Origin of the sequence: Burkholderia diffusa (assembly GCF_902499115.1) — a bacterium.
Classification (GTDB): domain Bacteria; phylum Pseudomonadota; class Gammaproteobacteria; order Burkholderiales; family Burkholderiaceae; genus Burkholderia; species Burkholderia diffusa.
The window spans coordinates 1-21,053 of sequence record NZ_CABVPN010000029.1 but is presented as its reverse complement, the minus strand read 5'-3'; the positions used below and the strand labels follow the sequence as shown (position 1 = coordinate 21,053).

At 61.3% G+C, this 21,053-nt stretch carries 18 protein-coding genes and 6 pseudogenes; 6 read left to right on the top strand and 18 right to left on the bottom strand.

Features of this window, described 5'->3' with window-relative positions; genetic code table 11:
* Window positions 1–16: 16 nt before the first annotated feature.
* The 6 genes and pseudogenes from BTE28158_RS25995 to BTE28158_RS25970 form a co-directional block, all read right to left on the bottom strand.
* Entirely contained in the window at window positions 17–1,348 is a 1,332-nt protein-coding gene (locus tag BTE28158_RS25995) for an NAD(P)/FAD-dependent oxidoreductase (RefSeq protein ID WP_151048096.1), read from the bottom strand.
* Between the two features lie 6 nt (window positions 1,349–1,354).
* Complete coding sequence (locus BTE28158_RS25990; RefSeq protein WP_151048095.1) at window positions 1,355–2,242, bottom strand: dihydrodipicolinate synthase family protein; 888 nt, start codon at window positions 2,240–2,242, stop codon at window positions 1,355–1,357.
* A 152-nt stretch (window positions 2,243–2,394) separates the two neighbouring features.
* Window positions 2,395–3,690, bottom strand: a complete 1,296-nt coding sequence (glyA, locus tag BTE28158_RS25985; protein ID WP_151048094.1) for a serine hydroxymethyltransferase — start codon at window positions 3,688–3,690, stop codon at window positions 2,395–2,397.
* Window positions 3,691–3,857: 167 nt separating this feature from the next.
* Window positions 3,858–4,739 carry a glycine betaine ABC transporter substrate-binding protein gene (locus BTE28158_RS25980; protein ID WP_124901514.1) on the bottom strand — a complete coding sequence of 294 codons (882 nt, stop codon included), beginning with the start codon at window positions 4,737–4,739 and terminating at the stop codon, window positions 3,858–3,860.
* A 152-nt stretch (window positions 4,740–4,891) separates the two neighbouring features.
* Window positions 4,892–5,779 carry an ABC transporter permease gene (locus tag BTE28158_RS25975; protein WP_151048093.1) on the bottom strand — a complete coding sequence of 296 codons (888 nt, stop codon included), beginning with the start codon at window positions 5,777–5,779 and terminating at the stop codon, window positions 4,892–4,894.
* Window positions 5,776–7,065: pseudogene (locus tag BTE28158_RS25970) on the bottom strand (quaternary amine ABC transporter ATP-binding protein). Before BTE28158_RS25970 ends, BTE28158_RS25975 begins: the two are co-directional and overlap by 4 nt.
* A gap of 462 nt (window positions 7,066–7,527) precedes the next feature.
* On the opposite strand from BTE28158_RS25970, the pseudogene BTE28158_RS25965 reads away from it, so the two are divergent.
* Window positions 7,528–7,785: pseudogene (locus BTE28158_RS25965) on the top strand (ISL3 family transposase); the annotation flags it as partial.
* A 51-nt stretch (window positions 7,786–7,836) separates the two neighbouring features.
* Here BTE28158_RS25965 and BTE28158_RS25960 read toward each other — a convergent pair.
* The 3 genes and pseudogenes from BTE28158_RS25960 to BTE28158_RS25950 all read right to left on the bottom strand — a co-directional run.
* Window positions 7,837–8,061: pseudogene (locus tag BTE28158_RS25960) on the bottom strand (PDDEXK nuclease domain-containing protein); the annotation flags it as partial.
* Between the two features lie 31 nt (window positions 8,062–8,092).
* Window positions 8,093–9,049: pseudogene (locus BTE28158_RS33130) on the bottom strand (ISKra4-like element ISBusp5 family transposase); the annotation flags it as partial.
* 159 nt (window positions 9,050–9,208) lie between these two features.
* On the bottom strand, window positions 9,209–10,171 hold the full coding sequence (locus BTE28158_RS25950; RefSeq protein ID WP_151048092.1) for a 2-hydroxyacid dehydrogenase: 963 nt from the start codon (window positions 10,169–10,171) through the stop codon (window positions 9,209–9,211).
* 313 nt (window positions 10,172–10,484) lie between these two features.
* Between BTE28158_RS25950 and BTE28158_RS25945 the strand changes: the two genes are divergently transcribed.
* From BTE28158_RS25945 to BTE28158_RS25930, 4 genes are all read left to right on the top strand, one after another.
* Window positions 10,485–11,243: an SDR family oxidoreductase gene (locus tag BTE28158_RS25945; RefSeq protein WP_151048123.1), complete on the top strand. Its 759-nt coding sequence runs from the start codon at window positions 10,485–10,487 to the stop codon at window positions 11,241–11,243.
* 99 nt (window positions 11,244–11,342) lie between these two features.
* Window positions 11,343–12,629, top strand: coding sequence for an MFS transporter (locus BTE28158_RS25940; RefSeq protein ID WP_059679828.1), 1,287 nt, complete (start codon window positions 11,343–11,345; stop codon window positions 12,627–12,629).
* A 49-nt stretch (window positions 12,630–12,678) separates the two neighbouring features.
* On the top strand, window positions 12,679–13,071 hold the full coding sequence (locus BTE28158_RS25935; protein WP_151048091.1) for a VOC family protein: 393 nt from the start codon (window positions 12,679–12,681) through the stop codon (window positions 13,069–13,071).
* A gap of 60 nt (window positions 13,072–13,131) precedes the next feature.
* Window positions 13,132–14,379, top strand: a complete 1,248-nt coding sequence (locus tag BTE28158_RS25930; protein WP_151048090.1) for a citrate/2-methylcitrate synthase — start codon at window positions 13,132–13,134, stop codon at window positions 14,377–14,379.
* A 191-nt stretch (window positions 14,380–14,570) separates the two neighbouring features.
* Here BTE28158_RS25930 and BTE28158_RS25925 read toward each other — a convergent pair whose 3' ends face one another.
* From BTE28158_RS25925 to BTE28158_RS25895, 7 genes and pseudogenes are all read right to left on the bottom strand, one after another.
* On the bottom strand, window positions 14,571–15,005 hold the full coding sequence (locus BTE28158_RS25925; protein ID WP_151048089.1) for a hypothetical protein: 435 nt from the start codon (window positions 15,003–15,005) through the stop codon (window positions 14,571–14,573).
* Window positions 15,006–15,080: 75 nt separating this feature from the next.
* Window positions 15,081–15,662 (bottom strand): hypothetical protein, encoded by a 582-nt coding sequence (locus BTE28158_RS25920; protein WP_151048088.1) that lies wholly within the window; start codon window positions 15,660–15,662, stop codon window positions 15,081–15,083.
* A gap of 374 nt (window positions 15,663–16,036) precedes the next feature.
* Window positions 16,037–16,171 (bottom strand): annotated as a pseudogene (locus BTE28158_RS33125) (RHS repeat-associated core domain-containing protein); the annotation flags it as partial.
* A 38-nt stretch (window positions 16,172–16,209) separates the two neighbouring features.
* A complete protein-coding gene (locus tag BTE28158_RS25910; RefSeq protein WP_151048087.1) occupies window positions 16,210–16,545 on the bottom strand; it encodes a hypothetical protein in 336 nt (111 codons plus the stop codon).
* A gap of 365 nt (window positions 16,546–16,910) precedes the next feature.
* Window positions 16,911–17,045 (bottom strand): annotated as a pseudogene (locus BTE28158_RS33120) (RHS repeat-associated core domain-containing protein); the annotation flags it as partial.
* A gap of 341 nt (window positions 17,046–17,386) precedes the next feature.
* Window positions 17,387–17,716, bottom strand: a complete 330-nt coding sequence (locus tag BTE28158_RS25900) for a hypothetical protein (RefSeq protein WP_124625579.1) — start codon at window positions 17,714–17,716, stop codon at window positions 17,387–17,389.
* Window positions 17,717–17,781: 65 nt separating this feature from the next.
* A complete protein-coding gene (locus BTE28158_RS25895; RefSeq protein ID WP_279608095.1) occupies window positions 17,782–19,092 on the bottom strand; it encodes an RHS repeat-associated core domain-containing protein in 1,311 nt (436 codons plus the stop codon).
* 987 nt (window positions 19,093–20,079) lie between these two features.
* On the opposite strand from BTE28158_RS25895, the gene BTE28158_RS25890 reads away from it, so the two are divergent.
* Window positions 20,080–20,292, top strand: a complete 213-nt coding sequence (locus BTE28158_RS25890) for a hypothetical protein (RefSeq protein WP_151048085.1) — start codon at window positions 20,080–20,082, stop codon at window positions 20,290–20,292.
* 152 nt (window positions 20,293–20,444) lie between these two features.
* On the opposite strand, the gene BTE28158_RS25885 is transcribed toward BTE28158_RS25890, so the two are convergent.
* Together BTE28158_RS25885 and BTE28158_RS25880 are read right to left on the bottom strand one after the other, a co-directional pair.
* Window positions 20,445–20,876 (bottom strand): SMI1/KNR4 family protein, encoded by a 432-nt coding sequence (locus tag BTE28158_RS25885; protein ID WP_203249552.1) that lies wholly within the window; start codon window positions 20,874–20,876, stop codon window positions 20,445–20,447.
* Window positions 20,873–21,053, bottom strand: a 181-nt coding sequence (locus BTE28158_RS25880; protein ID WP_217481646.1) for a hypothetical protein, incomplete at its 5' end; no start/stop codon positions are given. The genes BTE28158_RS25880 and BTE28158_RS25885, both read right to left, overlap by 4 nt.

The following is a 21,053-nucleotide window of genomic DNA, read 5'->3' as shown; positions in this document are numbered from 1 at the left end:
GTCGTTTCCTTGAAAATCAAAGCTCGGCACCTGCCGAGAATTCCTTGGCCCAGATCGTCGCCGACACGGCCAGGTCGACGATCGGTCGGACCGGCAGCGGGCGCGGATGCGGCTGCTTTAGCAGCTGCTGCACGAGGCTGTTCGATTCGCCGAGCGCATATTCGGCGATCAGCTTGCCGGACGACGATCCGCGGCTCAGCCCGAGGCCGTTGCAGCCGATCGCCTCGTAGAGACCGTCGCCGCGCTTGCCGAACAGCGCGCCGTTGTTCGCGGACAGGCACAGCGGCCCGCCCCACGTATATTCGAGCTCGACGCCGCCGAGCACCGGGAAGCGGCGCGCGAACGAGCGCTGATGCAGATGCCGCGCCTTCGCCAGATCAGCCGCAGACACCTTCACGTCCGGCCGGAACGCGAAATGGTTGCGCACGCAAATGCGATCGGTGATCAGGCGCCGCACGGTCGTGCCCATCGGATCAGCCGGAATCACCGCCCACGAGCGCGTGCCGCCGAGCTTCGCGACTTCGTCGGCACTCATCGGGCGCGTGAGCGACGCAAACGTATAGACCGGCAGCAAGCCGTTCGAATGCATGCCGAAAGTCGCCGCGTACGCGTTCGTGCACAGGATCACCTGCTTCGCGACGATCGTGCCGCCGGCGAAATGCAGCACGCGCGTGTCGCCGCGCGGCTCGATCAGCGTGACCGGGCTGAGCTCGAACACCGTCACGTTGTCCGGCTGCGTGGCCGCGAGCCCGCGCATCAGCGCAGCCGGCTGCACTGTGCTGCAGCCAGGCGTGAACAGCGCGCCCGTGTAGAAGTCGGTGCCGGTCACAGCCTTGATCGCGGCTTGGTCGAGCCATTCGAATGCTTCGCCGATGCGGGTCAGGCCGTCGGCAAAATGCGCGAGCGCGGCGGCGCCCTTCTTGTTCGCCGATGCGTGAAATTTGCCGTCGTCGCGCCAGTCGCAGTCGATGCCGAAGCGCCTCACGATGTCACGCACATAGTCGATGCCGTGCCGCTGAAACCGAACGTCGGCGCGATCTTCCTCGATGCTGCGTGAGTAGCTTTCGCTGCTGATGTCGTGCGGCAGGTCGACGAAGAATCCGGAATTGCGCCCGGCCGTCGTGCGGCCGATCCGGTCGGCCTCCACGAGCGCGATGGACGCGCCGGGCGCGAGCTCCGCGAGCCGCCGGGCCGCGCACAGCCCGGTGATGCCGCCGCCGACGACGACCCAGTCGAACCGGCTCTCGGACGCGACGGTGCGGGCGTCCGTCGCGGGCGGCAGGCTCTCCCACCAGCCATTCATCCCGTCTGGCGCCGGAAACCGCGCGAATTCCACACTCGTGCTCATGATGAATTACCGGCGCTCGCGCAGCAGCGGCTTCACGAGCTTCGCGAACGCGTCACGCTCGTCGCCCGACAGCGCGCCGAGCGGTGCGCGCGCGACGCCTACCGGCAAGCCGGCCAGCTCGCACCCGTAACGCACGTACTGAATGAACTTGCCGCTGCGCTCGAGCAGTTCGAGCACCGGCAGCAGTTGCGCCATCAGATTGCGGCCGGTCGCGAAATCGGCGCGCGTCACGCATGCGTCGAACAGGTCGGTGTGCGCTTCGGGCAGGAAGTTCGATGCGCCGCCGACCCAGCTGCGGGCGCCCCATGCGAAGAACTCGAGCGCCTGGTCATCCATGCCGCAGCTCAGCACGAGCCGGCCGCCGAAATGCGTGGACAGGTGATGCAGATGCGCGATGTCGCCGGTGCTTTCCTTCATCGCGACGAAATTCTTGCGCTCGAGCAGCGTTTCGAGAATTCCGTCGCCGATTTCGGTGCCGGTGCGCGCCGGGAAGTTGTACAGCATGATCGGCATGTCGAGCGCGTCGTCCACGGCGAGCAAATGCGCGAGCAGTTCCTGCTGGGTCGGTTGCGCGTAATACGGCGCGGCAACGAGCAGCGCGTTCAATCCCGCGCGTTTCGCTTCGCGGCCGAGACGCAGCACTTCCTTCGTCGTCGTCGCATTGATGCCCGCGGTCAGGAACGTCTTGCCGCCGGCTGCGGCCGCGACCGTGTCGAACGTGCGCACGCGCTCGTCGAAGCTCAATGCATAGTATTCGCCCGTCGTCCCGCCGATGCCGAGGCCAGACACGCGGCCGGCGAGATCGGCCGCATGCCGGCCAAGCAGTTCGTGATCGATTTCGCCGTCCGCGTCGAACGGGGTGACCAGCGGTGTGTGTACGCCCTCGAAGCTCATTTCGATTCCTCATTCAGGTGGGTGCGCCAGGTTCCCGCCGTCAGGCGGGAAACCGGCAATTCGACTCAATGTCGTCGGCACGTTGATGCATGCGCGACGACCGGTTAGCTACGTTATCCGAACGATGTTCCTGACCCGGTCCGCTTCCGCGCTCAGGCGAACACCTCCGCATGCGCGTAGATTGGAAACTGGTTGCACAGGTCGCGCACGCGCGTGCGCACCGCGCGCTCGACCGCTTCGTCGCCGGCCGGGTCGCGCTCGATCGCGTCCAGCACGTCGAGGATCATTTCGCCGATCTGCTCAAACTGCGCGATACCGAAACCGCGCGTGGTGCCGGCCGGCGTGCCGAGCCGGATGCCAGACGTGACGGTGAAGTTTTCCGTATCGAACGGAATGCCGTTCTTGCTGCAGGTGATGCCTGCGCGCTCCAGCGCCTTCTCTGCCTGCGTGCCGGTGATGCGCCGCGAACGCAGGTCGACCAGCAGCAGGTGGTTGTCCGTGCCGCCCGTGACGAGCTTCAGGCCGCCTGCCGTCAGCACGCCCGCGAGCGCCTGCGCATTGCGCAGCATCTGGTCGATATAGCGGGTAAATTCGGGGCGAAGTGCTTCCGCGAATGCCACGGCCTTGCCCGCGACGACGTGCATCAGCGGCCCGCCTTGCAGCCCCGGAAAGACCGCCGAATTGATCTGCCTCGCGACCTCGGCGTGGTTCGTCAGGATGAAGCCGCCGCGCGGGCCGCGCAGCGTCTTGTGCGTGGTGGACGTCACCACGTCCGCGAACGGCACCGGGTTCTGATGGTGGCCGGCCGCGACGATGCCGGCGATGTGCGCCATGTCGACCATCAGCTTCGCGTCGACGCTGTCCGCGATCTCGCGAAACGCGGCGAAGTCGAGCGCGCGCGGATACGCGGAATAGCCCGCAATGATCAGCTTCGGGCGATGACGCTCGGCGAGCCGGCGCACGTCGTCGTAATCGATGCGCAGCGTGTCCGGGTTCACGCCGTACTGCACCGCGTTGAACCATTTCCCCGACAGCCCGGCCCGCGCACCGTGCGTGAGGTGGCCGCCCGCATCGAGCGACATGCCCATCACCGTGTCGCCGGGCTTGGCCAGCGCGAGCATCACTGCACCGTTTGCCTGCGCGCCCGAGTGCGGCTGGACGTTCGCATGGTTCGCGTCGAACAGTGCGCACGCGCGGTCGATCGCGAGCGCCTCGATCCGGTCGACATGATCGCAACCGCCGTAGTACCGCCGGGACGGGTAGCCTTCCGCGTACTTGTTCGTCAGCACGGTTCCCTGGGCTTCCAACACCGCCGCGGACGCGATGTTTTCGGACGCGATCAGCTCGATCTGGGTTTGCTGGCGACGCAGCTCCAGTGCGATCTCCGATGCGATCACCGGATCTCGGCTCTGGAGGGTTTCGGAAAAAAATCGGGCGTTCTCGTTCACTTGGTGACTCCGCGGCGCGGTTCGTGATGGGCTGCATCGACTGCGTGTACCGTCCGCTGCCAAGCCGGCACCATCGTTGCGGCACCGGCCATCGGCTTGCGGCGATACACCTGGCCGGTTCACGCGGACGACGTCGAACGCGTCGCCTGCGCTACCGCCGCACGACGTTACTGCTGCAGCCAGGCCTTCAGCTTGTCCGGGTGGGCATCGACGAATTTCTTCGCAGCCGTCGCGTAGTCGTTCGTGCTGTTGCCTTCGAACTCGATCGCCTCGACGTCGGCCAGCGTCAGCTTCAGGTGCTTGAAGAACACGTCGGCGCGCGGGAACTTGCCCGCGAACTTCTTCGACGCGAACGCGTGGACCTGTTCTTCACCGCCGAGCGTGCCCTTCGGGTCCTTCAGGTAACGCATCTGCCACTTCTGGAACAGCCAGTGCGGGCTCCAGACCGTCGCGACGATCCACTGCTTCGACTGGTACGCACGCGACACGCTCGCCAGCATCCCGGCCTCGCTCGATGCCTGGAGGTTGTAGCCTTCCAGGTTGTAGGCCTTGATCGTCTTCTCCGACGCCTGCATCAGGCCGCCACCCGGCTCGATGCCCTGGATCGTGCCGTTCAGCTTGCTCTTGACTTCCGGCTTGTTCAGGTCGGCGATCGACGACAGCTCCGATTCCGGAACGTAGGTCGGCACGGCCCAGCCGTTCTTGCCGCCGGTGTAGATGATGCCGACGTCATCCAGATCGTTCTTGTACTTCGCGTAGTACGTGCCGTGCGTGACCGGCAGCCAGCCGCCGACCATGATGTCGAGATCCCCGCGGGCGACGCCCTGGTACTGGATGCCGATATCGGCCTGGACGAACTGCACCGGCTGCTTAAGCTGCGTCTCCAGCACGTACTTCGCGACATTGGCCACCGCCAGCACGTCCGCCCAGTTGGTCACCGCGATCTTGACCGGTTCGGCCGCCGACACCGCGCCCACACCTGCGCTGCAGGCAACCACCGTCGATACCGCAAGTTTCGCCAGAAGCGACTTGAACGTATGGATTTTCATCTAGTACTCCTTTTTAATCACGCGAGTCTTTCAAGAATGAGAAACGCCTTGATCGGCGTTTCTGGTCTCCATGCACTGCTACACCGGCTGAGCCGCGGCACCGTGGCCGCGGCGCTTGATCGTCCGTCAACTGCGTTTCACCTCTGTGCTCATCAGGTGCGTGCCGCGCCGTGCGGGCCGGCCTTGCCGGTGCGGGCCATCGGCTTCTTCGCCTTCTTCTTCGCCTTCACGCCAAAGCTTTCCGTCAGGCGGTCCAGCACGATCGCGAGCAGCACCACGCCCAGCCCGCCTTCGAAGCCGATCCCGATGTCGAGCCGCTGGATCCCGCTCAGCACGTATTCGCCGAGGCCGCCCGCGCCGATCATCGACGCGACCACCACCATCGACAGCGCCATCATGATCGTCTGGTTCACGCCGGCCATGATCGACGGCAACGCGTTCGGCAGCTGGATCTTCCACAGCAGCTGCCAGTCGGTGCTGCCGAACGAGCGGCCGGCTTCGATCAGTTCCTCGCGCACCTGCCGGATGCCGAGCGTCGTCAGCCGCACGACGGGCGGCATCGCGAACACGATCGTCGCGATCACCGCCGGCACGCGTCCGAGCCCGAACAGGATCACGGCCGGGATCAGGTACACGAACGCGGGCATCGTCTGCATGAAGTCGAGCAGCGAGCGCAGGATCATGCCGATCCGGTTGTTGCGTGCGCCCCAGATGCCGAGCGGCACACCGATCACGAGGCTGAAGAACGTCGCCGCGGTCACGAGCGCGAGGGTCGACACCGTCTGCGCCCACAAGCCCATGTAGTGAATCACAAGCAGCGCGCCGCCGACGAAGACCGAAAACACGATGCCGCGGCGCCACAGTGCGAGGCCGACCAGGATCACGACCATCGCGATGAACGGCACGGCGGCAAGGCCGTCCTCGAGCAGCTTCACGACCGCGCCAAGCCCCGCCGAGAACGTGTCGAAGCCGCCGCGGAAATGCAGAAACAGGAAATTGACGAAGTTCTCCGCGAACTTCCCGATCACCGACGAATTCATGCTGCCCTCCGTTGCATCATCTGCTTGAGTATCGTCCGGCAGGACACGACGCCCGCCAGTCGTCCCGCTGTGTCCGTCACCGGCACGTCGTGCTCCTGGGTCAGCGCGATCGACGCGAGCCGATGCAGATCGGTATCGATCGGAACCGCATTGAAGTCGTTCAGGAATGCCTCGCGAATCGGCCGCGTGCCGGACCGGTGAAGCGTCGCGGGCGTGACGCAGCCCAGGTAATGGCCGGCCTCGTCGCATACGTAGCCGCATTCCGCGCCGCTGTCGATCAGCTGGTTCAGGTAACGCTCGGACGGCGTGCCCGCATCGCAGCGAAGCAGTCCGCGTTCAATCTTCGTCATCATGCTCGACGCCTTCAGGAAGCGCGACACGTCGACGTTGCGGAAGAAGTCCTGCACGTACGCGTCGGCCGGCGTCTGGATCAGTTCGGCCGGCGTACCGACCTGGATCAGGCAGCCGTCCTTCATGATGCCGATGCGCCCGCCGATCTTGACCGCTTCCTCGATATCGTGGGAGATGAACACGATCGTGCGCTGCTCTTCCTTCTGCAGGCGCAGCAGTTCGTTCTACATTTCGAAGCGGATCAGTGGATCGAGCGCGGAGAATGCCTCATCCATCAGCAGCACCGACGGATTCACCGCCAGCGCGCGTGCCAGGCCCACGCGCTGCTGCATGCCGCCCGACAGTTCGCTCGGCAGCAGCTTTTCGTACGACCCGAGGCCGACGCGCTCCAGCGCGGCACGCGCGACGTCGTAGCGCTGCGCCTTCTTGATGCCCGCGACTTCGAGCTCGTATGCGATGTTGTCGAGAACCGTGCGGTTCGGAAGCAGTGCGAACGACTGGAACACCATCGCCATCTTCTGGCGCCGGACGTCGCGCAGTTCCGGCGTCGACATCGGTGCGATGTCGCGGCCTTCGAGCACGACCTGACCGGACGTCGGCTCGATCAGGCGATTCAGCAGCCGGACGAGCGTCGATTTCCCGGATCCCGACAATCCCATGATCACGAAGATCTCGCCGGCGCGCACGCTCAGGCTCACGTCGTTGACCGCCACCATGTTGCCGGTTTCAGCGAAAATCTCGTTGCGGCCGACGCCGCGCTTCATCATCTCGATCGCACGCTCCGGCTTCGGACCGAAAATCTTCGACAGATGCCTGACGGTCAGGATGTCGGTTCCGGTCGCGATACTCGAACGGGCGATCGACGGCGCACCGTCGGTGTGGATTGCTTCGGGGGGAAGTACGTCGCCCGGCGCAAACGTCAGATTTGGAGTCATTCTGTCGTCCCGACTAACTGGTAAGGGAAACCGCGAACTTCGTCTGATTCGGCATCGATAGCCCGATTGGCGGGTGGGCCCGATGCCGCTTCTGCGTGGTTGACGGCGCTGATACAGTGATTGCAGCGTATCAATCCAATTTCGTTGTTCCAGATACATTTTTTGTGCGCTTTCCCATACCTTTGGTAATGCATCGGCTACGGACGAAAAAAGCCGGCGCTTGTGGAAAAGTACCAGTGACGCTACAGCCAGTATTGGCGCGGCCGGGCGCGATTTGACGGGAACTACTGCTGCGCCGGGCACTGGGCGCTCGCGGAGGCGAACTACGGGAAAAACCCGACACAGCCATTTAAGGGAAAACACTAGGAAATGGCTTAAAAATGGTTCATCACAGGAAACCGTGGAAGATTTGATGCCGATTGCGAATCTGACGCCTGACTGTAAGGAGGTCAGGAGGAGGAATTGCTCGATCGCAAGGCACTTCAGGCACCGGGTTGCTGGACAGGTCAGCGATTTGGAGCGTGTGGAATAGCCGGAAGGCGAAGGCCGCAGGCTGTCGCTGTATTTGAAGCCGGTCAGCAAGGTCATGTACTGCGAGCAATGTGGGACACGCTGCCCGCAGATCCACGAGACAACGGTTCGCCGAGTGCGTGACCTGCCGCTGTTCGAGTACCGGGTGATGCTGCATCCCCCCGTCGGATTTGGTGCGAACGCTGCGGCTGTTGACGTCCACGCGGAATTGACCCACCGGGGATGCGGTGGAAATCAACAGAACTGTTCCATCTCGCGCAGAATCGCATCCTCGAGATCACGCTCCAGATAGTGATCATTGAGACCGAGAAAGTCGAGGATGTATGGATCTTTCAGCACGAGATCAGGCGTCATCTGCTACGCGTCGCGCAGGTGCGCCACTTGGCGCAGGATCACTTCGTCGGGTCGGCGCGACCGTGCGCTGCGCTCGAGCAGCATCGACTGCATCCGCTCCTGCAGCTGCTGTTGAAGGAAGCCGTTAAAAAGGCCCGGAAGCTCATCGCCATGGCCAACTAACGCGCTGCAGTCCAATGCACGGAAACTGGCGCTGTGCGAGTTCGTGAAATTCCCGGTTCAACAATGCCACGCGCAATTGCACGACACTCTGTGCTCCCACGCGACTCCAGCGCATCTGCTGGCCCTTGCACATGCGACGGCCAATGATTCGATTGATTGACGATTCCACGAATCCGGTGGAGATCCGCCCTGCCGAGCATTGCCAGGTGCGATAGTCAATCAGCGACTCGACGTTACTGTTGAGATACGTGACCACATTCAACAGGCTATAGCTCGCTTTCCTGACTTCACGTCTCACCGCAGGATCGCGCTTCTCGCGGAGGTCAAGCAAGCGAGCGAGTCTGGCTGCAAGCTGCTTCCAGGCAAATGTGCGTCCGACCCAAACGTAATGGCGGAAGCGGACAAACAGATCACATAACTCAAACGCTGATCCACCGTCCGTGAGTCGCTCGTATGCCAAAGGCGCGATAGCCTGATCAACGCGTCGCATCATCCGTCCGATGTGTGCTCAATCGAGAACCCACTCGTTGTCGTATGGCAGATTGTTGGCGACGCCGGCTAGGTCTCGAACTCCATCAGTCAAAACTACGACTTCATTTTGGTCTCCGCATCCACTGTCTTCGAGAAATCGTGTCATTTCTTGGTTCAATCGCTTGGTGCGCGGCATGGCGGAAGCCCACACTCGTGGCAGCTTGCCGGATTCCGCCAGCGCAGCCACGACGACTGCGATTGACGATGGCCGGTTCCCGGCTTCTATGCGATTTTGCTTGCTCGAACCCTTGCGATTGCACCGGGCGCGACGAACATAGCCGATGTCGATGCCGAGTTCTACATTCGGCTTTGTTGTCTCGCACCACCGACGCACTGACCGCGTCCCCTGTATTGATTTCCCGACGCCCACGGGGTGATTGCGGATGGTTACATGACTGTCACGACCTGGATACGCCTCCACGCGGCCGATTCCCAGCCCTTTTAAGGGCTTCCACCAACACATGAGGTGCTGGTGGCGGAGGGGGGGGGCGGTAAGCATGTGCCGAGCGCCGGGGTTCCTGCCATCGGACGCCCCGGCATCAATGAGCGGCCACCCCGGTCGCCGTCACAGCGCGTTCGGTGCCGCCCTCCCCTCAAGCACCGCCGCGACGTTGTCGAGCGCGGTAAACCCCATCTGGTCGCGCGTCTCGATCGTCGCGCTCGCCATGTGCGGCGACAGAAACACATTGTCGAGCGTGGCGAAGCGCGGATCGATATTCGGCTCGTTCCGGTAGACGTCGAGCCCCGCGCCGAAGAGCCGATGCGATGCCAATGCATCGTACAGCGCATCTTCGTCGACGAGACTGCCGCGCGCTGCGTTCACGAACACCGCACCGTCGCGTAGCAGGCCGAACTCGCGACGCGTCATCAGCGGCGTGCCGCCGCCCGGCACGTGCAGCGTGAGAATGTCGCACTGCGGCAGCAGCGTGTCGAGGTCCGCGCAATAGCGGGCGCCGGCCTCGATCTCCGGCGGTGCGGGCCGCCGGTCGGTATAGACGATCTTCATTCCGAAGCCCCGCGCACGCTGCGCAACCGCCCGCCCGATCCGGCCGAAGCCGACGACGCCGAGCGTCTTGCCGTTCACGCGCGTGCCGAGCATGTCCGTCATGCCGAACGACTTTCCCCAACCGGCGCGCACGATACGCTCGTACTCCGACGCACGCCGGCACGCGGCCAGCATCAGCAGCAGCGTGAAATCGGCCGTGCAGTCGGTGAGCGCGTCGGGTGCGTTGCTGACCACGATCCCGCGCGCGCGCGCGGCGGTCACATCCATGTGATCGTAGCCGGCGCTCGCGTTCGCGATGATCTTCACGCTCGGCGGCAACGCCGCGATGTGCTCGGCCTGCAGCCCCGATTTCTTGCCGATCAGCACCGCCGGCGTGTCGTAGCGGTTGCAGAACTCGACGACGGACGGCGCGTCCATGTCGGCGTCGGTTACATAAGCGTTGAAGTCAGCTTCCGCGCGTGCGGCCACCGCGGCCGGCACGCGTCGCGCCACCAGCAGGCGGGTGCGATTGTTGTCAGGCATGGTCTCGTCCTTAGGTCGGAAAACGGAACACAGCCTACGAAGCGCGGTCGACGCGGGTCAATATTGATTGATTCGATCAACATGTTCGTGTGGCATCGAACAGCCGAATTGCCGAACGGTTACGGTCGTGTGGTTTGCGATACGCCGGTACGGTCCGGCCTCCGCCCGACGCGTCGGCGAACTCAGGAAAACCCTGACGCCACCACGACCGGACGGGGCAGTTGATATTGATTGAAAGAATCAAGATTGCTGCAGGATCGCCGTCGCGCAATGCTTTTTGCACGTTCAACGAACTGACGACGAGGTCGTGAAAATGCAGGCAGAGAAAAAAATTGCGGCAGTGACGGGCGCCGGTACCGGAATCGGGCAGGCGGCGGCTGTGGCGCTCGCGCGCACAGGTTTCACCGTCGCACTGCTCGGCAGGCGCATCGATCCGCTGCTCGCGACGAAGGAAATCATCGAGCGCGCCGGAGGTGACGCGGCGGCCATTCCGACCGACGTTTCCGACGAAGCATCGGTCGACGCGAGCTTCGCGCAGATCGCACAAGACTTCGGGCGCCTTGACGTGCTGTTCAACAACGCCGGCCGCAACGCGGGTGCGGTGCCACTCGACGACTACTCGCTGCAATTCTGGAACGACGTGATCGCGACCAACCTGACGGGCGTGTTCCTGTGCGCCCGCGCCGCATGGCGCCAGATGAAGCAGCAAACGCCGCAAGGCGGGCGCATCATCAACAACGGGTCGATCTCCGCGCACACGCCGCGCCCGAACACGATCGCATACACGGCCACGAAGCACGCGGTGCTCGGCATCACACGCTCGCTCGCGCTCGACGGTCGTCCGTTCAATATCGCATGCGGCCAGATCGACATCGGCAATGCCGCCACGTCGCTGACGGAGCGCATGAACAGCGGCGTGCTGCAAGCCGACGGCCGCGTCGCGCCGGAGCCGCGCGTCGACGTCGCGCACGTCGCGAACGCGATCGTGCAGATGGCGAGCCTGCCGCTCGAAGCGAACATTCTGCACATGACGATCATGGCGAGCGCGATGCCGTTCGTCGGGCGCGGTTGACCTGACGCGCGCGAGCGCGCACGACGACTGCGCGCCGGCCCATCAAATCGAATATATAAGGAGACGACATTGAAAACCGCAGAAGAGCAGGTTCCGGTGATGCGCGATCTCGACGCGCCCGCAGCCCTCGCGAGACGATCGAGGGTGCGCTACGGCGTGCTGTCGATGCTGCTGGTGGCTACCATCCTCAACTACGTCGACCGCTCGGCGCTCGGCATCGTCGCGCCCGCGCTGTCGAAGGATCTCGCGCTCACCCGCGTGCAGATGGGCGAGCTGTTCGCCGTGTTCGGCCTCGCGTACTCAATCGCGCTGCTGCCGGCAGGCGTGCTCGCCGACCTGCTCGGCTCGCGCGTAGCGTATGCGCTGTCGCTCGTCGGCTGGTCGCTTGCGACGCTCACGCAAGGGCTCGCGCACGGCTATCACATGCTGCTCGGCTCGCGGCTCGCGATGGGCGCGCTCGAGGCGCCCGCGTTTCCGTCGAACGCGCGCGCGGTGACGATGTGGTTTCCGGTCCAGGAGCGCGGGTTTGCGACGAGTGTGTACGTGATGGGCCAGTACATCGGCACACCGCTCTTCACCGGGCTGCTGCTGTGGATCTCGTCGGCGTTCGGCTGGCGTACCGTGTTCTTCGCGACCGGCGCGTTCGGCATCCTGTTCAGCGTTGTCTGGTACCGGCTCTATCGCGATCCGTCGCGGCATCCGCGCGTCAACGCGGCCGAGCTACAGTACATCACCGAAGGGCGGCCTGTGGTGACCGCGCGCGACCCGTTCGACTGGCGCATGGCGCTGCGCCTGCTCGGCTACCGGCAGATCCTCGCGATCTGTCTGGGCAAGTTCTGCAACAACACGCTACTGGTGTTTTTCACGACGTGGTTCATGACCTATCTCGTCGAAGAGCGGCACATGTCGATGATCAAGGTCGGCTTCTTCCAGGCGATGCCGTTCATCGGCGCGACGCTCGGGATCCTGATTGCCGGCTATCTGTCCGATCTCTGCATCCGGCGCGGCGTGTCGATGTCGTCGTCACGCAAGGCGCCGCTCGTGATCGGCACCTTCCTCGGCGCATCGATCGTACTCGTCAATTTCGTGCACTCGAATGCGTTGGTAATCGCGATCCTCACCATCGCGTTCTTCGCGCAGGGGATCGGCTCGATGTCGTGGGCCGCCGTCTCCGAGATCGCGCCGAAACGCTATGTCGGGCTCACCAGCAGCATCACCAGCCTTGCCGCGAATATCGCGGCCGTCACCACGCCGCTGATGATCGGCTACGTGACGCAGCACACCGGCAACTTTTTCTGGGCGCTGAATCTGATGGGCGCGATCTGCCTCGTCGGCACGCTGTCGTACTCGGTATTGCTCGGCAAGCTGTCGCGTATCGAGCTCTGACCACGTTCATCTCCCATTCCGGCCACTCCTTCACGTACTGACCTCGATCATGATCGAATTCAAATGGGATCACCTGCAACTCTGCTCAGTTGATGCCGAGGCCACGGCCGCATGGTTCGCGCGTTGCCTGAACGCCGAAGTCGTGCGACGCCCCGGCCGCGTCGACCTGCGAATCGGCACCGTCAACTTGTTCATCACGGCACTGCCGGATGCGCGTTCGGCGATCGTGCCGGACGGCGTCCGCGTGCAAGGCATCGATCACTTCGGCGTACTGGTCGAGGATCTCGATGCTGCCTATGCGCATCTGGTCGACAATGGCGCGGAAATCGTGCAACCGGTGACGCGGATTCGCGCCGGCGTGCGCGGCTGTTTCGTGCGCGCACCGGGCGACATCCTCGTTGAGGTGCTCGAGCGGCGCGCGACCGAGATGACATTCAGTTGAACCCGGTCTATAGTCGTCGGAAGCGGCCGGTCGCCGGCCGCATCTGATTCACGACACGCCATGCAGAACTGGATCACCCTGACGGAAGCGGCGCGGCGGCTGGGCGTGCGGGCGCAGACCATCTATGCGTATGCGAGCCGCGGCAGCATCGCCGTGATGCAGGATCCCGACGATCCGCGCAAGAGCCTGTATCGCGCCGACGACGTGGTCGCGCTGTGCCGCAAGAAACAGGTCGGCCGCAAGCGGGCAGCGCTGGCGGCCAGCACGATCTTCGGCGCCGAGCCGTGCATCTACAGCGGCATCACCACCTTCTCCAAGGGCCGCGCGTGGTATCGCGGCCGCGACAGCATTCAACTCGCGGACACCGCCACGCTCGAGGAAACGGCCGCGCTGCTGTGGCAAGCCACCACGCCTGTGTCGTTCAACGCGCCGGCGGTTGCGTTGCCGCCCAGCGAGCGCGATCGGCAATGCGCGTTCACGATGCTCGCGACACTGGCCGCGCACGGTCACTCGACGCTCGGCCGGCTCGACAGCGCGCTGCACACCGAGGCCGGACAGCTCGTCGCGATCGTGTCGCGCGCGTTCGGCGCGTACGACGATGCCGATGCGGGGCGGCCCTGGATCCATCAGCGGCTCGCGGCCGGCTGGGGCCTCGACGACCATGGCGCGGACCTGCTGCGCCGTGCGATGGTGCTGGTCGCCGATCACGAGATCACGAGTTCGGCGTTCGCCGCACGCATCACCGCGTCGACCGGCGCGTCCCTCGCTGGCTGCCTGCTGACGGGCCTCACGACATTGTCGGGCCCGCTGCACGGCGACGCGTCGGGGCGCGTGCGTGCCGTGTTCGACGACGTTGAACGGCTCGGCGCCGAGCGCGTGGTCGATCATCACCTGAAGTCCGCGATCCCGATTCCAGGTTTCGGTCACCATCTTTACCCCGACGGCGATCCGCGCGCCGCTGCGCTGCTCGCGCGACTCGATCCGCCCACCGAACTCGGGTACTTTGTCGATAAGGTCACGACGCTCACCGGCCAGCGGCCGACCATCGACGTCGCGCTTGTGATGCTAGCGGTACAGCTTCAATTGCCGACCGATGCGGCATTCGGGTTGTTTGCGATCGCGCGCAGTGTCGGGCTGCTCGCACACTGCATCGAGCAACTGCGCGTCGGCAAGGTGATCCGGCCACGCAGCCGCTATACGGGGCCGACGCTCGACGAGCGGCATCTGCGGCCCGAGGCCCACGATGACGGCAAGCTGCCGAAAGCCGGTATGATCGAGAAGAACCGGGTGTTCAAGGTGGTGGAGTAGCTTGCGTCACGAAGGTGCGCGACAGCGATCCGCATCTTCATGAAAAGTGAAGCGGCCCGAGGTCATCCGGCGACCGCGGGCCATACACGTAGCCACAGAACAAAGTAAAGTTGTCACCGTTTGCGAAATAAGGACGTCACTGCGCCGGTCGTCGTCGACCGAACGATGAACGATACGAAACTCTCGGAAATTCATGACGTTGCACGTCGCGAAATAGAAACGTCACTGACCGCCGCCCTGCGAAGCCCAGTGTCAACTCCCATGCTGCACGGCGGCGGAGGGCCCCACAGCGGGTCTTCATCCTGCCGGTAGTAGTCGCCGTACTCCGGCTGGTCGAGCAATTCGATGGCTTCCTCGCGCACCGCCTGCGCCACCGGCACAAAGCTGCCCGGCTCGTACACATAGTGCGTGGTGCGTGCGCCGAAGCCGTCCTCGTCGGCGATCTTGCTCTCCCACGCCAGCGTGTCGCCGTCCCAGCCGTACAGCGTCAAACCATAGCCGTGCTCCGCGTTCAGCCGCGCCGTCTCCGCTTCCCGGTAACCACTGCCGTCACTGGCACTGTATCTCACCTGCGCGTTCGATTCCTTCCTCACCCGTCGCCCCAGCGCATCGTACCAGTAGCGCACCGATACCCGGCCGTTGCCGAACCGTACCAGTCGATCGAAGCTGTCCCACTCGTACCACGCTTCACATCAGCTTAATCAGCCGAAGTAGAAATTGATCAATTTTCCGTATTCAGAAGAATACTTCCTCAAACTACCCAACGGCCGCTCATCGAGCATATCCATTGCCGCCCCTATACTCCCCGTTATTAACTTTTCATTTCCAACGGACGCATAATCCACGCCCACCACAGCATACCCAGATCTTACATTTCTTCGGCCAAACCGGATAACAGAGTACTGACCCAACACAATTGCACCATCTTTTTTGTCGTCAGAAAAATAAAGATGAACATCGTCCCTCAGCAAACTTAATTGAACCCCATCCCAAATTCGCTTAAGCAAAGCCATCAACCTTACGCCCGGCCCAAAGTCGACAGAGCTACCAATATAAGTTTCACCAAGATAATACAACTTATACAGAGAATTAATTTCCATATTCCTATGATTTACATGTATATACTTCTCGTACAAATGGAAATCGGGAATTTTCCCCACAACATCGTAGCCTCGATCCTCGAGCTGCGACTTATCGCCATCCTCACCGCGGATCAACCTGCCTGGATCATCGCCATTAGATTGCAGCAGCACATCAATAATTTCATAAAAATAAATTGCCATCTCTGTTTACTTAGAAATAGGATTCGTCCCAGATGCACCATGCTTGCCGAGAATCTCAGTAACCTTTTTGAGTTCTGATGCTCGATTTGAATTTGGACATGCGTCCACGCCGGCCTGTGAAGCCTTGGCCAAACGATCAACGTTCCTTGCTTTGTCGAGGCATTTGACATCGCAGCTACATACTTTCTTCCATTGAGACTCGGACATATTGCGCGTGGCTTTATCCGCCGGCCCCAGATCCACATGGCTTCCGTCTGCGTTAGGCGTCAACGTAATATGCCGCCCGCTAGGCGGCAGTCCAGGACCGCTTACATTGACATGTGCCCCTCGCGCCAAAGTATCCGGCCCGGCGGTATTGGCAGAAACGTCGTATCCTGACAACCCCAATGGGTCGATCCACTGTATCGGATTGGACGCATATTGATATACGTTGATACCCCCCTTCAATCTGATGGGGTCTTTCGATACAAACCTACCGCTTGTGGATCGCAGTACCGATGCCGGTTGTAGACGAACGAGGGGCCGCTGACGCGGCCCTCTCATTCATTTAAAGACGATCCGAAACCAACTTAACCAAATCAGAGAAGAACGCGTCAAGCTCCATGCACAAATACTCTGAATTCCCGTCGAATTTAAAAATATCTCCGGAAATCAATTTTCCCTCTTGATCCGTCAGATCGACGGTTACTCTATATTTATCACCCATACCTGTCAGATCAAGTGTTAGATCGATCTCCATTGGGTAGAAGCTTACGTATGCCGTGCCGCCGAGAGAGTTTTGGTAAAACCCTGAATTCGATGACTCAATCTTGACCCTCTTTTCAATGGCACATTCTACCCTTGCTACATAGTCTGACAAATAGGATTTAATATCTATCGCCATCACTTTTTCCCCCGACCAGTGACTGCTTCCAATATACCTTCTGTCAGAGAATGCGTCGAGCCGCTTCCTCTGGACTTCGCCCAGTCTGTCAATTTGGAATCGATCGGATCGTTTATCGGTCGAATGGTCACGTGACCATTCGGTTTATCATGCGTCGCTTGAAGCCCGAACGAACAAAGCTTTCCGACGTCCAGCTCAACATATTTCCCTCTGTCCAATCCCGCTTCCGAAGTGGCTGCCGACAAGCCCGGCTCTTTCCCATCGATTCGGGTCGTGTCTTTTCCTAAGCGCGGAGTCAGGCTATCGGGGGTTCCCGATGCATTTCTAAAGACAGTTCCGCTAGTTATACCCTTAGGTTCAAAACCGGATAAGCCAAGCGGATCAACCCACCCCGTCGGATTGGGTGCGTATTGATAGACGTTGATCCCGCCTGCAAGCCCAATCGGATCTTTCGAGAGGTAGCGTCCAACGGTGGGATCATAGTACCGATACAGGTTATAGGTTATAGTGAAGACCCGTCTACCACTCGGTACCAGTACCCTAACGATTGCCCATAATCTCGTGCGCTGACGCAGAGTGCACTCGTCGTCGTGACGCTATCGAGTGTTGACCGACTCTCCGCCTCGCCTTGTGCTACGTAGCATATCGGCGTCGCTCGGCAGTATGCAGAAGTTGGTCCGCTACTCAATCGTAGTCGTGCCACAACCAAGTACAGCGGATTCACGACCTCGGGCTTGCGAGCCACATCGCTGATCGCCTCCTCCGCGTCATCCCAAGCGCCGAAGCCGGGAAGACCCGCTCATTAGCAGCCCTTCGGGTTAGTGACGCACATCCAGCCCACTTATATGGTTGTCGCGTGCAGATTCATATAGAAATCCCAATGAATAATGAGCTTGCCAGATTTCGATAAAAATATCGTATCTACAAAATCCAGCTCACTCACAAACCTCAGCCATTCTGACAAGCTTGTCTTAAGTGCCGGGACAGCATCGTCCAAATTGAATACATAAAAAACGTCAGTTATCGCCGCCCCCATAGAAGTCGAAAGAACTTTCAGCTCATTACTTAATCGTGCTCGATCAACACCATTTACCTCTTTCTTCTTAATAATGCGACTCCAGTCGATAGACGACGAACTCGCAGGAAGAGATTTCCTGAGCATATCAAGCATCTGCCTTTCTTCACCCCGAGCACATGAGTGGGCGGCAACATAATTAGCACATTCACTAGAGAAGATCATCTATTGAACCTCTTGACTATCTTGGCAACCGTCTTTCCAGATGCATTAAAGCAGATCGTTTTTTCGTTCCCTTTCCCGTTGAAGATGTTGATGTGAGCACCATGCCTTTCATCGTGCTCAACACGAAATCCTCGATATTCATCGGGAGCACGCCTTCCGTTAAAGCGCTGAGAGCCGAATTTGGCTGGATTTGGAATAGCTCTCTTTGCTGTAATCTTCGTAAAATCAAGGGCACTATTCATCGCTTGATTGTAGTCATCGTGCACTTCATCGCATTGGCGGTCATCCTTACCCGGACATGAATTACACTTTCTCGCTAAACCAAGAGGATCGGTCCAGAGCGTCGGATTCGGCGCGTACTGGAAGGCGTTGACCCCGCCCGCCAGCCCGATCGGATCCTTCGATACGAACCGCCCCGTAGCTGGATCATAGTACCGATGCCGGTTGTAATGCAGCCCCGACTCATGGTCATGGTACTGCCCCTGGAAGCGGATGGGGTTGGCGATCAGTGCCTTCCCCGAGGCCTTGCGGATCGTCTCCTGCGCGACACCCCACGCGCGGTACTCCGCGCTCCACGCAATCTCGCTGTGCTCGTCAGTGAGCTCCTGCGGCGTGCCGAGGTGATCGCACTGGTACCACGCCACTCTGTCGATGGCTGGTGCGGGCGGCGGCGGCAACCACAGCGGGTCTTCATCCTGCCGGTAGTAATCGCCGTACTCGGGCTGGTCCAGCAATTCGATGGCTTCCTCGCGCACCGCCTGCGCCACCGGCACGAAGCTGCCTGGCTCGTACACATAGTGCGTGGTGCGTGCGCCAAAGCCGTCCTCGTCGGCGATCTTGCTCTCCCACGCCAGCGTGTCCCCGTCCCAGCCATATAGCGTGAAACCGCATTGCAGCTCGCGGTTGCGCTTCACACGCTCGGCGCGGTTCCAGTGTGGGCCCGCTTCCCTTCTTTCCTCGTAGTGCGCCTGGCTGTGCTTGGACAGACGCCGCCCAAGCGCGTCGTAGGTGTAGTCGACCTTCAGGCGATCGTCTTCGTAGTGCGTCAGGCGGTCAAACAGGTCCCAGGTGAAGCGGCCTTCCTTACCGTTGTGCCAACGCTGCGTGAGGTTGCCGCGCGCGTAGTACTGGTAGTGGGTACCCGCGTATTGCTTGAGCAGGTTATCCAGCGCCTTGATGCGCGGCATGCGCTGGCACTCGGCTTCGCGCTGGGTTTCCGGGTCGATGAGGTTGCTCGCCAGGCCGAAGTCGAAGGTCTCGTGGCCGAGCCGGCTTTCTGATCGGCCGGGTCGAACAGTTGACGCCACCGGCTTCCGCGGCCCCATGGCACGAAAGCGTCCTCACTGAAAAATGTCATCAAGTGTGATACAGCGCCGGTCCCGGCTCTCGATCAGTGGGTGTCGGCGCATTGCTTGAGCAGGTTGGCTAGCGCCGGGGCGCGGCAGTGCTGGCGGCCGGCCCACCGAGTCATAACGGTAGGCCGGCTGGCTGCGACGCGTGTCGTTGAAACGTCCCCATCAGCCAGCTTCCGCGTTCCAAGCAGAAGCCCACCTCCGATCTGCTCGATACCGTACTCGCGCGGTATGCCCGCCTTCTCTTAGCCGCTCTCACCCCACGCGACCGCCGAGGTTGAGGACGCCTGTTTTCTTTTTCCAAATGCACTCACCCACGACCAACGTATCGCCTCTCGGCCTTTCACAGGTCGGCACATCATGGGCGGGAGCTTTCCAACATCGACCTTGTCGGACATTTGGCACCACGTGCCTATCCTGCAATCGCTCTCCTTGCTCCTCCCAACCCAGACGAACGAACGCAGATGGAACACAACGGGAACACGACCGGTACATGGATGCACGTCGATGGAACATCGCGCGCACTCACTGAACGCAGATGGAACACTGTGGGAACATCAACAGCCCCCCCCCGGTTTCCAAAGGGCTGCGCCCTTTGGGCACCATATGGTTCGGCAATGCGTCTGCATCTCCGTAAACATATGCGTCGTGCCTGTCGTTTTCATCAGGGCTACACTCGGGATACAGCTCGGATACACGATCGATACGCAAAGGCTACAACACGACCACACTATCGCTGTCTTGATCTGTTGTGGTGCAATCTGCACCATGCCGCAAAGCCCCGTCGGCTCTGGCTTTGCGCGATTCGCGACCACTACGGCAACACCTCGCCGCTCAGGAATGTGGTGCGCCTCAAACCCGTGCCACGCTTGGCTGAGCGACCGTTTCGCACGCGGTTTGGTACGTGCGTCATGTCTGTGCTACTTCAAGGGGTGGTGCATTTTGGACCAACACGATATTTCCGCTGTAAATCAGCCCGACGACGCCGCGACGGCCAGCATCGGAATTCAGCAATTGTCGGCGTCGGCGCCGGCCGACACGAACGACGAACATCGCGTCATTGCCGATACCTGGCTGCAACACGCGATCGCCGGCATCCAGCAAATGCACCTCAACGACGACGCTCGCCGCGAGGTCGCAAAGCGGCTTTTCTAGCAGCCTCCATCCTGACGGCCGCCGCTGCGTTTCTCCCCGATCGGGGAGAAACGAGTAAGTGCACATTGTTCGATTTCCGAGCCACATCGAGTATCGCGCCCAGAAACAACAGGGGCCGCATAAGCGGCCCCAAGATGCTTGAGCGTCTATCGTTATCCAGGGCGACCGGGCACGGTTAAGAAGGCTGCGAAGCTGTCTGCAATCGCCGACGCCCGCCCTGTCTCATGCGACCAAAGAACGACAACAGGCTCTCCGGTGTTGCCAAGCGTTCCGTAGTCGAAGCAGTAGTAATCGCCCGTTCCGAATTCGGCAAACGGTAGCAACTGAGAGAAGTCGATAGAGCTACCGGAGAAATTGTCTTGCCACTCCTGCCAGTCTCCTTTGAAGTGACGCACTATCGACTCCCACGTCTTGCGGGGATCGCGGGCATCGAATACAGGAAACACAGTCAGAGCGCCCAATGCTTTGCCGTTGTTGTCCAACAACCAATCTGAGAAGGACTTAGGCAAGGTTCGCGCCAATTCCGTCTCAGCTGCATGGATCGCATCTACTGTTGTGCCTATCACTCGTGCTTTAGCCATCATTTCTCACTTACGGTAAAGATCCCGGCTTCGGGAGACTCAGCTTGCCCGTTCCAGGTGAACCAGAGTTCGGCATCTTTGCAGACCAGCACCCGTTGCGCTTGGGAAACGCTGATTAATAGGCCAACGCGCGAGCTTGTCGGCGGTGCTGACGCGCAAATTCCGGATGCCGAAGTGAAG

Coding starts and splice junctions, on each gene's coding strand:
- BTE28158_RS25995 (WP_151048096.1), bottom strand. CDS start 1,348: ATGAGCACGAGTGTGGAATTCGCGCGGTTTCCGGCGCCAGACGGGATG.
- BTE28158_RS25930 (WP_151048090.1), top strand. CDS start 13,132: ATGCAGAACTGGATCACCCTGACGGAAGCGGCGCGGCGGCTGGGCGTG.
- BTE28158_RS25920 (WP_151048088.1), bottom strand. CDS start 15,662: ATGGCAATTTATTTTTATGAAATTATTGATGTGCTGCTGCAATCTAAT.
- BTE28158_RS25990 (WP_151048095.1), bottom strand. CDS start 2,242: ATGAGCTTCGAGGGCGTACACACACCGCTGGTCACCCCGTTCGACGCG.
- BTE28158_RS25980 (WP_124901514.1), bottom strand. CDS start 4,739: ATGAAAATCCATACGTTCAAGTCGCTTCTGGCGAAACTTGCGGTATCG.
- BTE28158_RS25885 (WP_203249552.1), bottom strand. CDS start 20,876: ATGATGGCTAAAGCACGAGTGATAGGCACAACAGTAGATGCGATCCAT.
- BTE28158_RS25910 (WP_151048087.1), bottom strand. CDS start 16,545: ATGGCGATAGATATTAAATCCTATTTGTCAGACTATGTAGCAAGGGTA.
- BTE28158_RS25900 (WP_124625579.1), bottom strand. CDS start 17,716: ATGCTTGATATGCTCAGGAAATCTCTTCCTGCGAGTTCGTCGTCTATC.
- BTE28158_RS25950 (WP_151048092.1), bottom strand. CDS start 10,171: ATGCCTGACAACAATCGCACCCGCCTGCTGGTGGCGCGACGCGTGCCG.
- BTE28158_RS25940 (WP_059679828.1), top strand. CDS start 11,343: ATGCGCGATCTCGACGCGCCCGCAGCCCTCGCGAGACGATCGAGGGTG.
- BTE28158_RS25975 (WP_151048093.1), bottom strand. CDS start 5,779: ATGAATTCGTCGGTGATCGGGAAGTTCGCGGAGAACTTCGTCAATTTC.
- BTE28158_RS25945 (WP_151048123.1), top strand. CDS start 10,485: ATGCAGGCAGAGAAAAAAATTGCGGCAGTGACGGGCGCCGGTACCGGA.
- BTE28158_RS25935 (WP_151048091.1), top strand. CDS start 12,679: ATGATCGAATTCAAATGGGATCACCTGCAACTCTGCTCAGTTGATGCC.